At 65.2% G+C, this 12,059-nt stretch carries 10 protein-coding genes; 6 read left to right on the forward strand and 4 right to left on the reverse strand.

What is annotated here, in order from left to right; all coding sequences use genetic code 11:
- The coding region (locus tag Q1J79_RS20420; protein WP_300304415.1) for a cbb3-type cytochrome c oxidase subunit I at positions 1 to 365 on the reverse strand (365 nt) is incomplete at its 3' end.
- A 29-nt stretch (positions 366 to 394) separates the two neighbouring features.
- Positions 395 to 1,276, reverse strand: a complete 882-nt coding sequence (coxB, locus tag Q1J79_RS20425; protein WP_300304418.1) for a cytochrome c oxidase subunit II — start codon at positions 1,274 to 1,276, stop codon at positions 395 to 397.
- Between the two features lie 218 nt (positions 1,277 to 1,494).
- Between coxB and Q1J79_RS20430 the strand changes: the two genes are divergently transcribed.
- The 4 genes from Q1J79_RS20430 to Q1J79_RS20445 all read left to right on the forward strand — a co-directional run bounded on the left by Q1J79_RS20430 (position 1,495) and on the right by Q1J79_RS20445 (position 8,209).
- Positions 1,495 to 4,806 carry an EAL domain-containing protein gene (locus Q1J79_RS20430; RefSeq protein ID WP_300304421.1) on the forward strand — a complete coding sequence of 1,104 codons (3,312 nt, stop codon included), beginning with the start codon at positions 1,495 to 1,497 and terminating at the stop codon, positions 4,804 to 4,806.
- A gap of 173 nt (positions 4,807 to 4,979) precedes the next feature.
- Positions 4,980 to 6,419 (forward strand): metalloprotease TldD, encoded by a 1,440-nt coding sequence (gene tldD / locus Q1J79_RS20435; RefSeq protein WP_300304424.1) that lies wholly within the window; start codon positions 4,980 to 4,982, stop codon positions 6,417 to 6,419.
- 30 nt (positions 6,420 to 6,449) lie between these two features.
- Positions 6,450 to 7,262, forward strand: coding sequence for a serine O-acetyltransferase (cysE, locus tag Q1J79_RS20440; RefSeq protein ID WP_300304427.1), 813 nt, complete (start codon positions 6,450 to 6,452; stop codon positions 7,260 to 7,262).
- 38 nt (positions 7,263 to 7,300) lie between these two features.
- Positions 7,301 to 8,209: a hypothetical protein gene (locus tag Q1J79_RS20445; protein ID WP_300304430.1), complete on the forward strand. Its 909-nt coding sequence runs from the start codon at positions 7,301 to 7,303 to the stop codon at positions 8,207 to 8,209.
- On the opposite strand, the gene Q1J79_RS20450 is transcribed toward Q1J79_RS20445, so the two are convergent.
- The gene (locus Q1J79_RS20450) at positions 8,190 to 9,554 is read right to left on the reverse strand and encodes a glutamate--cysteine ligase (protein WP_300304433.1); all 1,365 of its coding nucleotides are present in this window, start codon (positions 9,552 to 9,554) and stop codon (positions 8,190 to 8,192) included. The two genes, Q1J79_RS20445 and Q1J79_RS20450, sit on opposite strands and share 20 nt — an antisense overlap.
- 148 nt (positions 9,555 to 9,702) lie before the next feature.
- Positions 9,703 to 10,434: a 16S rRNA (uracil(1498)-N(3))-methyltransferase gene (locus Q1J79_RS20455; RefSeq protein ID WP_300304436.1), complete on the reverse strand. Its 732-nt coding sequence runs from the start codon at positions 10,432 to 10,434 to the stop codon at positions 9,703 to 9,705.
- Between the two features lie 37 nt (positions 10,435 to 10,471).
- Here Q1J79_RS20455 and ubiA point away from each other — a divergent pair, with 37 nt between their 5' ends.
- Complete coding sequence (gene ubiA / locus Q1J79_RS20460; protein WP_300304439.1) at positions 10,472 to 11,407, forward strand: 4-hydroxybenzoate octaprenyltransferase; 936 nt, start codon at positions 10,472 to 10,474, stop codon at positions 11,405 to 11,407.
- 47 nt (positions 11,408 to 11,454) lie between these two features.
- Positions 11,455 to 12,059, forward strand: a 605-nt coding sequence (locus Q1J79_RS20465) for a hypothetical protein (RefSeq protein WP_300304442.1), incomplete at its 3' end; no start/stop codon positions are given.

Raw genomic sequence — 12,059 nt, forward strand, 5'->3', positions numbered from 1 at the left:
GAGATGTTGTTCATGCGCGGGAAGGCCATGTCCGGCGCGCCGATCATCAGCGGCACAAACCAGTTGCCGAAGCCGCCGATCATCGCCGGCATGACCATGAAGAAGATCATGATCAGGCCGTGACCGGTGATCAGCACGTTGAACAGGTGATGGTTGCCCGCCAGGATGCCGTCGCCCGGGCTCATCAGCTCGGCGCGCATCAGCACCGACATCAGGCCGCCGATCAGGCCGGCGATGACGGCGAAGATCAGGTACAGCGTACCGATATCCTTGTGGTTGGTCGAATAGACCCACCGGCGGAAACCGGTCGGCAGGTGATGATCGTCGTGATGATCGTGGGCCGCGTGGGCGTGAGCCTGGGACATAGCGCTCCCCTGTTCCTTAAATCGATGCGTTACTGGGCGGCGCGCGCGTCGGCGAGACGCGGCGACGGACCGTCGACGGAAGCGAATTTCTGCTTCGCCTCTTCGGCCCACTTGGCATAGGCCTCCTTGGAAACCACCTGCACCTTGATCGGCATATAGCCGTGGTAGGCGCCGCAGATTTCCGAGCACTGGCCGTAGAAGACGCCTTCGCGCTCGGCGCGGAACCAGGTCTCGTTGGTGCGGCCCGGCACGGCATCCTTCTTCACGCCGAAAGCCGGCATGGCCCAGGCATGGATCACGTCGGCCGCGGTGACCAGCAGGCGGACATTGGTGTTGACCGGCACCACCACCGGGTTGTCGGTTTCCAGCAGGCGGACCTGGCCGGGCTTGATGTCGGCATCGGCCACGATGGTGGCGTCGAAGGTGAAGTTGCCGTTATCGGGATATTCGTAGGACCAGTACCACTGCTTGCCGATCGCCTTGATGGTGAGCTCGGCTTGCTTGGTCTTGTCGCCGAAATACAGCAGCTTGAAGGACGGCACCGCGATCACGATCAGGATCAGGATCGGCACCACCGTCCAGGCGACTTCGATCAGGGTGTTATGCGCGGTTTTCGACGGCACCGGATTGGCCGAGGCGCGGAAGCGCACGATCACATAGACCAGCAGCGCCAGCACGAAAACCGAGATCAGCGTGATGATCCACAGCAGCAGGTCATGGAAATTGTGCATTTCGGCCGCCACCGGACTGACCGCCGGCTGCATGCCGAGATGCCAGGGGGACGGCAGGCCGGGCGTCTGTGCGATCGCAGGCGCATTCAGAAACAGGGCGGCGGCGAGCGCCCCCATAGCGGCCGAAACCGAAACGCGGCGCGTTGCCCGGCAGGCCTCGGCAAACGTATTCCACCCCATCGTTAATACCCTCGCTTGTAACTCGAGACAGAGTCTCACTCTTCGAGGCGGGAACATACACCGAGCTTTTGCCGCCCGACCAAGCCCGGCGCCCTTGTGCGACGATTTGTCGCTGCGACCCGGCGCGCACCTGTTTCGGTGGCTTACCCCTTGATTTGGCTTGCGCTTGCGCCGCCGCGGCTGGCCCCCTAATCTGCCCTTTCCCAAGGGCTGCAGGCATGCTCGATCTCAATCAGCGTAAACTGACGCAAGACATTCTGGACTGGCTCGACCGGCCCGCCTTTACGGTTGAGTATGGGCCGGGCGATGACTACCGATACGTGTCCTGCAACACGGCCTATGCCGCGCTGACCGAGATGAGCGCGGAGACCCTGACCGGGCAGGGCCTGTCGGCCGGTTTTGCGCTGGGCGAGTCGGACAAGGTCCGCGCCATGCTGGAAACCACGCGGCGGGAGGGGCGCCGCCAGATCGGCAACACCCTGATCCGCTGGGCCAATGGCTGGCTCTGTCAGGGTTTGACGGTCGCCCCGCTCAATGACGGGGCCGGTCGCGTCGCCGGGCTGATGGTGATCGCCGAAGCGACCACCCCGGAAAAGATGCACCAGGTCGCCCTGCAGGTGGCCGAATACAAATTGCGCGATTTCGCCGAATTGGCCTCGGACTGGTTCTGGGAAACCGATGCCGATCACCGCTTCACCTGGATTTCCGACTCCTCCTCCGCCCAGACCGGCAGCCTGCGCGCCACCATGCTGGGCCGCTGCCGCTGGGAAGTCGCGATCCAGAGCGACAGCGAAACCGACATGCTGTTCTGGCAGGAGCATCGCCGCCAGCTCGACAATCATGAGCCCTTTCGCGGTTTCCGCTATTGCTCGCTGCTGACCGGCGACGAAATCTGGATCGAGATCAACGGCAAGCCGGTTTTCGATGCCGCCGGCCGCTTCATGGGCTATCGCGGCTCCGGCCGCGACATCACCGACCAGTACCGCCAGCAGCGCCGCATCGAGGCGGCCCTGCGCCAGGCCGAGGAAGCCAGTCGCGCCAAGAGCCAGTTCCTCGCCAATATGAGCCACGAGCTGCGCACGCCGCTCAACGCCATCATCGGTTTCTCGGAAATCATCCGCGATCAGATGTTCGGCTCGGTCGGCGTGCCGCGCTATGTCGACTATGCCCGCGACATCAATGCTTCGGGCACCCACCTGCTTGCCCTGATCGGCGACATCCTCGACATGTCGCGTATCGAAGCCGGCTATTACGCGCTGGATGAAAAGGCGGTCGACCTCTCGGCCGTGATCCAGTCGGCGTTGACCATGGTGCGGCCGCAGGCCGAACGCGGCGGCATTACGTTGCGCAACCTGTCGTCGGAGACCCTGCCGCAGCTGCGCGCCGACGAGCGCGTGGTCAAGCAGGTGCTGATCAACCTGCTGGGCAACGCGGTGAAATTCACGCCCGGTGGCGGCACCATCGACGTGGTGTTCCGCCAGTTGCCCGATGGCACGCCGTCGCTGACCGTGATCGATACCGGCATCGGCATTACGCCCGACCGGCTGGAGCATATCTTCGAGCCGTTTCAGCTCGCCAAGGCCGAGGTGGCGCGCCAGCATGGCGGCACCGGGCTGGGCCTGTCGATCAGCAAGCGGCTGATGGAGCTGCATGGCGGCTCGCTCGGCCTGAGCAGCACGGTCGGCACCGGCACGCAGGCGCAGATGACGTTCCCGAGCTGGCGCCTGCTATCCGATGTCGACCAGGAATGGGCGCCGCCGGTCCAACCGCCGGCGCCCGCAGCGCCAGCCGCCGCCGCGGCCAAGCCCAGGGCCACGCCGAAACGCCCCGCCGCGCGCGATGATGGTCTGGGCGAGACATTGCGGAACCTGATCGACACCATGAACGAGGGCCTGCTGTGCATTGATGGCAGCGGCGCCATTTCCAGCGTCAGCGATGCCTGCGCCACGATCTTCGGCTATGAGGCCGGCGAACTGGTCGGCCAGAACGTCAAGATCCTGATGCCCGAGCCCTTCCGCTCCGGCCATGATTCCTACGTGCGGAACTACCTCACCACCGGGCGGGCGAAGATTCTCGGGCTTGGCCGCGATACGCTCGGCCGCAAGAAATCCGGCGAGATATTCCCGATCCACTTAAGCGTCGGCGAATATGCCGGCGAGGACGGCCCCGGCTTCGTCGGCATCGTGCGCGACATCTCCGATCGGCGCGACGTGGAACTGCGCGCCGAATTCGCCAGTCGCAACGACCCCCTCACCGGCATCCTCAACCGCTCGAGCTTCATCGCCGAGACCGAACGCATGCTGGGCGCCCAGCACCGCCTGGATGGCGGGCTGTGGGTGCTGTTCAACCTCGACATGGATGCCTTTCGCGACATCAACGAGGGCTTTGGCTACCATATCGGCGACAACGTACTGAAACAGACCGCCGACCGGCTGGCGGAAATGCTGCCGCGCGAGGCCCTGGTCGGGCGGATCGCCGCCGATCAGTTCGCCGCGCTGGCTGCGGTGAACGATCTCAACAATGCCCTCAACCTCGCCCAGGCCGTACATGCGCATCTGACCAAGCCGCTGGCGATCGACGGTCGCGTCGTGCCGCTGAAGGTCAGCATGGGCGCGGCCATCATCGACGACCCGGATGAGAAGATCAGCGACGCGCTGGCCAAGGCCGAGCTGGCGATGAAGCTGGTACGCTCGGCCGGCGGCGACTCGACGCGCTTCTACAGCCCGGAAATGACCCGCGCGGCCGAGCGGCGCCTGCAGCTCACGATGCATCTCGATGCCGCCATCGACAACAACGAGTTCCACATCGTCTACCAGCCGGTGGTCGAGACCTCGACCGGCGCGATCTGCGCCATCGAGGCGCTGCTGCGCTGGCGTCATCCCGATCTGGGCGCCATCTCGCCGGCGGAATTCATTCCGCTGGCCGAGGAAACCGGCAGCATCATTGCGATTACCCGCTGGGTTTTCGCCACCGTCTGCGAGCAGCTGCGCAGCTGGCGGCGCGACGGCATCGAGCCGCGCCGCGTTTTCGTCAATGTCTCGGGCCAGCAGTTCATCCGCGACGACCTGCCCGGTCATTTCCGCAAGATGGCCCAGGAAGAGCCGGAGCTGATCCCCTTCCTCGGCATCGAGATCACCGAACAGGCGGCGATCCAGAATATGGAAGCCACCGTGCAGGCGATCCGCGACCTGGCCGAGATCGGCATCGATGCGGCGCTGGACGATTTCGGCACCGGCTATTCGTCGCTCAGCTACATCCAGCGTCTGCCGATCCGCAAGATCAAGCTGGACCGCGCCTTCATCGCCGACCTGCCCGGCAACGAGCGCGACATCGCCCTGGTCCGCGCCATGATCGGTATGGCCAGCGGTCTTGACCTGCCGGTCGTGGCCGAGGGCGTCGAGACCACGGCGCAGCGCGATTTCCTGCGCGGCGTCGGTTGCAGCGAGATGCAGGGCTATCTGATCAGCCGGCCGGTGCCGCCCGAGGACATGGCCGGCCAGTTGCGCCAAAGCGACCGCCGGCGACGCTGAAAGCGCCGCCGGAAAAAGAACCGGGCGACCGCCGGCGACGCTGACGACGACCTTGGCCGGGAGGCATGCCAGCCGGGGGCTGTATTTCCCCTGTTCCTGCGCCATATAATGCACAAACCGGCCGTGCCGGATTGTTTTTCGCTATTTTTTCAATGCGCCGCCAAGGGGTTAGCATGACCGGCACGTCCGCCGCCCAGGAACTGTTTTTCACCCGAGCCGGGCTCGACCGGGCGCGTCTCGACGGCCTGGTCGGCGATGCGCTGCAGGGCGCCGATGACGGCGAGTTGTTCCTCGAATACAGCCAGTCGGAAAGCTTCAGCTTCGACGACGGCCGTCTGAAGGCCGCCAGCTTCGACACCAGCCAGGGCTTCGGCCTGCGCGCCGTTTCGGGCGAGCAGACCGGCTATGCCCATGCCTCCGATCTCAGTGAAGAGGCCATCCGCCGCGCCGCCACCACCGTGCGGGCCGTGCGCGCCGGCCATGGCGGCGTGATGAGCGAGCCGCCGCAGCCCACCAACCGGCATCTCTATGGCGACGACAATCCGCTGAACGAGATTCCCTTCGAGCAGAAGGTGGCCCTGCTGCAGGCCATCGACGCCTATGCCCGCGCCAAAGATCCGCGCGTGAAGCAGGTTTCGGCCTCGCTGGCCGCCTCGTGGCAGGCCGTCGCCATCCTGCGCGCCGACGGCGTCATGGTCGAGGATATCCGCCCGCTGGTGCGGCTGAACGTCTCCGTCGTCGCCGGCCAGGGCGATCGCATGGAAACCGGCAGCCGCGGCGCCGGCGGCCGCGTCGGCTATGCCCGCTTCTTCGATCCGGTCCACTGGCAGGCGGAAGTCGACGACGCCTTGCGCCAGGCCCTGGTGAACCTGGATTCCGTGCCGGCCCCGGCCGGCGAGATGACCGTGGTGCTCGGCCCCGGCTGGCCCGGCATCCTGCTGCATGAAGCCATCGGCCATGGCCTGGAAGGCGATTTCAACCGCAAGAAGACCTCGGTCTTTTCCGGCATGATGGGCGAGCGCGTCGCTGCCCCCGGCGTTACCATCGTCGATGACGGCACCATCGAAAGCAGGCGCGGCTCGCTCAGCGTCGACGACGAGGGCACGCCGACCGAAAACACCGTGCTGATCGAGGATGGCATTCTGAAGGGCTACATGCAGGACCGCATGAATGCCCGCCTGATGGGCATGAAGCCGACCGGCAACGGCCGCCGTGAATCCTTCGCCCACAGCCCGCTGCCCCGCATGACCAACACCTACATGCTGGCCGGCGACCGCGACCCGGCCGAAATCCTGGGCGGCGTCAGGAAAGGCGTCTATGCCGTGAATTTCGGCGGCGGCCAGGTCGACATCACCTCGGGCAAATTCGTGTTCACCTGCACCGAGGCCTACATGATCGAAAACGGCAAGGTCGGCGCCCCGATCAAGGGCGCCACCCTGATCGGCGCCGGCGCCGAGGTGCTGAAGCAGGTCAAGGCGGTCGGCAACGACCTGAAGCTGGATGCCGGCGTCGGCACCTGCGGCAAGTCGGGCCAGGGCGTGCCGGTCGGCGTCGGCCAGCCGACCCTGCTGATCGATGGATTGACGGTGGGCGGCACCGCCAAAGCCGCGTAAACTGTCGCAATGGTACCGAAGGGGAGCCCCATGCCCGTCATTGCCAACAAGATCGTCAGCCACGACCCGGTCTGGGCCTCGATCCGCGAGGAAGCCCTGCGCGCCGCGGCCGAGGAGCCTTTGCTCGCCAGCCTGGCCCATTCCGCCATCCTGCATCACGAGCGGCTGGAAGACGCCCTCAGCTACATCCTGGCACAGAAGCTGGCCAGCGACGCGCTGCCGGCCCTGGGCATGCGTGAGGTAATCGAGGAAGCCTTCGCCGCCGATCCGGATATCGGCAATGCGGTGCGCGCCGACCTGGTTGCGGTGAACGAGCGCGATCCCGCCTGTCGCGGCTTCCTCAAGCCTTTGCTGTTCTTCAAGGGCTTCCAGTCCATCCAGGCCCACCGCGTGGCGCATTGGCTGTGGCACCAGAAGCGCGAGACCATGGCCTTCCTGCTGCAGAACCGCTCGTCCGAGGTCTTTGGGGTCGACATCCATCCGGCCACCCGTTTCGGCCGCGGCATCATGATCGATCACGGCACCGGCGTGGTGATCGGCGAGACGGCCGTGCTGGAAGACGACGTGTCGCTGCTGCAGAACGTGACCCTGGGCGGCACCGGCAAGGAAACCGGCGACCGCCACCCCAAGATCCGCCGTGGCGTGCTGATCGGCGCCGGCGCCAATATCCTGGGCAATATCGAGATCGGCGAAGGCGCCAAGATCGGCGCCGGCAGCGTGGTGCTGATACCCGTGCCGGCGCATTGCACCGCCGCCGGCGTGCCGGCCAAGCTGCTGGGCGATTGCGGCTGCGACCAGCCGGCCCGCGAGATGGACCACGCCCTGCCGCCGCAGGCCGATTGATCTTCGCGGCCGTGCGCCGTCTGGCTGTTATTGTCGTCATGCTTCTCGGCCTCGTCTCTGGCGAGGCCGATGCGCAGTCGCTGCTCGGCGCGCGCGAGTGGCTGCCGCCCGGCAGCCTGTCCCTGGAGAACCTGAGCCAGCGGCCGGCCGAGCGGCTGGAGGAAGGCCGCAACTTCTATGTTGCCTTTGGCCGGCTGGCCTTCCGTTCGCCGGATATCCTCGGCGGCACGGCGCGCAAGGCGGGCCTGTCCTGCCAGGCCTGCCACGCCAACGGTTTCGCCACCCATGCCTTTTTCATCCCCGGCCTGTCCGACCGGCCGGGCCGCATCGATGTCAGCCATGCCTTCTGGCATCTGCGCGGCGAGGATCAGCGCGACAATCCGCTCGACATCCCGTCCCTGCGCGGCGTGAAAACGAAAGACCGTTTCGGTCACGATGCCCGCACGGCATCCCTGCGCGATTTCACCCGCCGCGTCATCGTGATGGAATTCGCCGGCGACGAGCCTGATGCCCTGCTGCTCGACGCGCTGGTTGCCTATCAGGAGAAACTGCGACCGGTCGACGAGACGCCACAGCCGGTCACGCTGCAGCAGGACCTGGCCGACATTCTCGACCATCTCGATGCCCTGCGCGTGCCGCTGGGTGAGGAAAATGTGGCGCTGGCAGGCCGGATCGCGACAATGATCCGCGGCCAGCTTGGCTTCATCCACGAACGCTTCGCCGATGAAGACATGCGCGGCAGCCGTGCGGCGCTGGAAGACTGGTCGCGGCAGCTTGTCGGCATCGCGATGCTTGCCGAAAACGGCCAATGGCCGCAGGCGCGGCAACATCTGGCCACCCTGCGCAATGCCATCGCCGCGCCGCCGTCGGCCCTTGCCGCCGACCTGCCACGCTCGCTTTACGATCCCGCGCGGCTGAAAGTGTGGCTCAATACGCCAGCTCGGTGAAGGCCGGATCAACCGACCGGTTCCAGCGCCCGTTATAGAGTTTGAGCAGCTCCTCCGCCGGCGTCTCGCCCGATTCCGCGATACGCACCAGCGGTTCGAGGAAATGCGTTTCATCCTCGCCAGCCGGCGACAGGCGATGGCGCGCCTTAAGTCCGGCCATGGCGATCTTCATCATCTCGACGGCGTAGCTTTGCAGGTGACGCCCGCGCAGTTCGGTATGCAGGCCGAATTTCGGCACATCGAGGCGCAGCTGCTCGCGTTCGGCAATGGTCCAGTCGCGACACATGTCCCAGGCGGCATCCAGCGCATCCTGCTCATAGAGCAGGCCGACCCACAGGGCCGGCAAGGCGCAAAGCCGCGACCACGGCCCGCCATCGGCGCCGCGCATTTCCAGATAACGCTTCAGCCGCACCTCGGGGAACAGCGTGGTGATGTGGTCGGCCCAGTCGCGCAGGGTGGGCTTTTCGCCCGGCAGGGCCGGCAGCTTGCCGGCCATGAAATCGCGGAAGCTCTGGCCCGAGGCATCGATGTATTTGCCGTCGCGGTAGACGAAATACATCGGCACGTCGAGGGCATGATCGACATAGCGCTCGAAACCCATGCCGTCCTCGAACACGAAGCCCAGCATGCCGGTGCGGTCTGGGTCGGTATCGGTCCAGATCTGGCTGCGATAGCTCAGGAAACCGTTCGGTTTGCCCTCGGTGAAGGGCGAGTAGGCGAACAAGGCAGTGGCCAGCGGCTGCAGGGCCAGGCCGACGCGGAACTTCTTCACCATGTCGGCTTCGTCGGCGAAATCCAGGTTCACCTGCACGGTGCAGGTACGGAACATCATGTCGAGGCCCAGGTTGCCCTTCTTGGGCATGTAGGCGTTCATGATGCCATAGCGGCCCTTGGGCATCACCGGAATGTCCTGCCGGCGCCATTTCGGATTGAAGCCCAGCCCCATCATCGCCACGCCGATCTCGCTGTCGATCTCGCGCAACTGCTTCAGATGGGTCGAGACCTCGATGCAGGTCTGATGGATGGTTTCCAGCGGCGCGCCGGAAAGCTCGAACTGCCCGCCCGGCTCCAGCGTGATCGACTGGTTGTCCATGGTCAGCGCGATGACGTTGCCGCCCTCGCTCACCGGCTGCCAGCCGAAACGCTGCAACTCCACCAGCAGGCGCTTGATGCTCGCCTCGCCCTCATAAGGCAGCGGACGGAAATCGGCAGTGCTGTAAGCGAATTTCTCGTGCTCGGTGCCGATGCGCCAGTCGGATTTCGGCTTGCTGCCCTGCGCCAGATACTCGACAAGCTGCGCTTTGTTGGTGATCGGCGTTTCTGGGGCCTGGGCCGGTCCGGACATGGTGACCTCGAAATGATTATTGTTATCGTTACTGAAGCTGTGGCGGCGGCCGAGCGGCTGCCTCCGGCATATGGGGCAGATCGGTCGGCCTGTCTAGTACCCTGATACCACCCGGCGGCGACTGCGCCATGACGTCCGATGATGTGGATTAATTCTGCCGCGCCGCCTGTAAAATGGCGAGGGCCGCAATGGCCGCCGTCTCGGCGCGCAGGATATTCGGCCCCAGCGTCACCGGCACGATGGCAGGATGACGCAGCATGGACTCCAGTTCTTCGGGCGCGAAACCACCTTCCGGACCAACCAGCAGGGCACAGGATTCATCCTTTGGACGGGACTGCAGGGCAGCCAGCAGCGGCAAAGCCTCGCTGCGCTCGGCACAGACATACAGCCGTCGCTCAGTTGGCCATTCGGCCAGCAGTTTCTCCAGCGTGACCAGGTTTTCGATGGACGGCACATCCAGCCGCTCGCTCTGCTCGGCCGCTTCGCGTGCAATCGCCGACAGGCGTTCGCCATTCACCTTCGCAATCTGGCAGCGCCGCGTCTGCACCGGCAGCAGTTTGCCGACGCCCAGTTCGGTGGCCTTTTCGATCACCATCTCGATGCGGCCCTGGCGGATCGGCGCGAAACACAGCCACAGGTCGGCGGCGGCGGCGAAAGGCCGCGTCTGCATTCCCACCTGCAGGCGGACATCCTTCTTGCCCATCGCACTCAGCACGGCATGGAATTCGCCATCGCGGCCATTGAACAGGGCCACCACATCGCCCTCGCCCAGCCGCAGCACATGGCGCAGGTAATGCGCCTGATCCGGCGGCAGCGCGACCTCCGCCCCGCCGTTCAGGTCAGCAGGCACAAAGAGGCGCGCTTTGGCGATATTGCTCATGCTTGTAAGGGACCAAGAGTGGGACTACAGGAACGTTATGGCAAAGCCCGACCCCGAAGTCACGAACCAGACCGACGCTCCGCCGGCCGATGCCGTGCGGGGCCACTGGGTCGAGCGCTGGCTGCCGGCAGGCTGGCGACCCTATGCCCGGCTCTCAAGGCTGGACCGGCCGATCGGCACCTGGCTGCTGCTGCTGCCCGGCTGGTGGGCCATCGCGCTGGCCCGGCCGGCTGAAGCGGCCCTGGATCACTGGCTGATCCTGCTGTTCGGCATCGGTGCGCTGGTGATGCGCGGCGCCGGCTGCACCTTCAACGACATCGTCGACCGCGATTTCGACGACAAGGTCGAGCGCACCCGCCTGCGCCCGATCCCCTCGGGCCAGGTGAGCGTGACGCAGGCCTGGGCTTGGCTGGTACTGCAATCCCTGATCGGCTTCGCCGTGCTGATCCAGATGAATGGATTGGCGATCCTGCTCGGTGTGGCCTCGCTAGGCCTGGTCGCCATCTATCCCTTCATGAAGCGCTACACCTGGTGGCCGCAATTCTTCTTAGGGCTAGCCTTCAACTGGGGCGCGGTGCTGGGCTATGCCGCCGTCAGCGGCCGGCTCGATTGGATCACGCTGATTCTCTACGCCTCCGGCATCGTCTGGACGCTGGGTTACGACACCATCTATGCCCTGCAGGACAAGGAAGACGACGCGCTGATCGGCGTGAAATCCACCGCCCGTCTGTTCGGCAACCATGCCCGGCTGTGGATCGCCGGCTTCTACGACCTCACCCTGCTTGGTCTTGCCCTGGTCGGCTGGATGGCCGGCCTGGGCTGGCCCTTCTGGATCTGCCTCGGCATCGCCGCCCTGCATTTCCTCTGGCAGGTACTGGCGTTAAAGCCCGATGACAGCGCCGACTGCCTGGCGAAATTCCGCGCCAACCGCGATACCGGCCTGATCCTCTTCGCCGGCTTCCTGCTGGGCTGAAGCTTTCCGCTTGGCGTCGGCCGGCCGCCCGCGTATGGTGCGCCGCCATGAGCCAGCCCCGAATCACCCCGCGCCAGTTCGCTGACATCTACAAACGCTACAATGCCAACCTGGCCAAGGTGGATTGCGGCCGCAAATGCGCCCCGCTGAACAAGGGCCAGCCGGTCTGCTGCGATACCGACAACGCCATTCCCGTGGTGGAAAAGGCCGAGTTCGAGCTGCTGAAAAGCCGCACCGACCTGTGGTTCAAATACAAGCCGAACGACGCGGCCTCGCGCAGGATCGTCAACGAGCTGACCAGCCATGCCTGCGCCATCGAATGCAAGGGCGCGGCCTTCTGCGAGCGCGACAACCGCACCATCGCCTGCCGCTCCTTCCCCTTCTATCCCTATCTCGACAAGGCCGGCAATTTCATCGGCCTGACCTATTACTGGGATTTCGAGGACCGCTGCTGGATCATCTCCAACATGCAGGTGGTGGAGCGCGCCTTCGTCGACGAGATGGTCGCGGCCTTCGACCGCATCTTCAAGCTTGATCCGGAAGAATTCGAGACGATGAAGGATCACTCGACCACCATGCGCCGGGTGTTTTCGCGCAAGAAGAAGATCATCCCGCTGATCCACCGCGACGGCGGCTATTTCAAGATCAAGCC

The organism is Ferrovibrio sp. (assembly GCF_029255545.1).
GTDB lineage: Bacteria > Pseudomonadota > Alphaproteobacteria > Ferrovibrionales > Ferrovibrionaceae > Ferrovibrio.

Bases quoted from the DNA above. Each gene is read 5' to 3' on its own strand.
- Q1J79_RS20455 (WP_300304436.1), bottom strand. From the start codon at position 10,434: ATGAGCAATATCGCCAAAGCGCGCCTCTTTGTGCCTGCTGACCTGAAC.
- Q1J79_RS20445 (WP_300304430.1), top strand. From the start codon at position 7,301: ATGCTTCTCGGCCTCGTCTCTGGCGAGGCCGATGCGCAGTCGCTGCTC.
- coxB (WP_300304418.1), bottom strand. From the start codon at position 1,276: ATGGGGTGGAATACGTTTGCCGAGGCCTGCCGGGCAACGCGCCGCGTT.
- Q1J79_RS20430 (WP_300304421.1), top strand. From the start codon at position 1,495: ATGCTCGATCTCAATCAGCGTAAACTGACGCAAGACATTCTGGACTGG.
- ubiA (WP_300304439.1), top strand. From the start codon at position 10,472: ATGGCAAAGCCCGACCCCGAAGTCACGAACCAGACCGACGCTCCGCCG.
- Q1J79_RS20450 (WP_300304433.1), bottom strand. From the start codon at position 9,554: ATGTCCGGACCGGCCCAGGCCCCAGAAACGCCGATCACCAACAAAGCG.
- cysE (WP_300304427.1), top strand. From the start codon at position 6,450: ATGCCCGTCATTGCCAACAAGATCGTCAGCCACGACCCGGTCTGGGCC.
- tldD (WP_300304424.1), top strand. From the start codon at position 4,980: ATGACCGGCACGTCCGCCGCCCAGGAACTGTTTTTCACCCGAGCCGGG.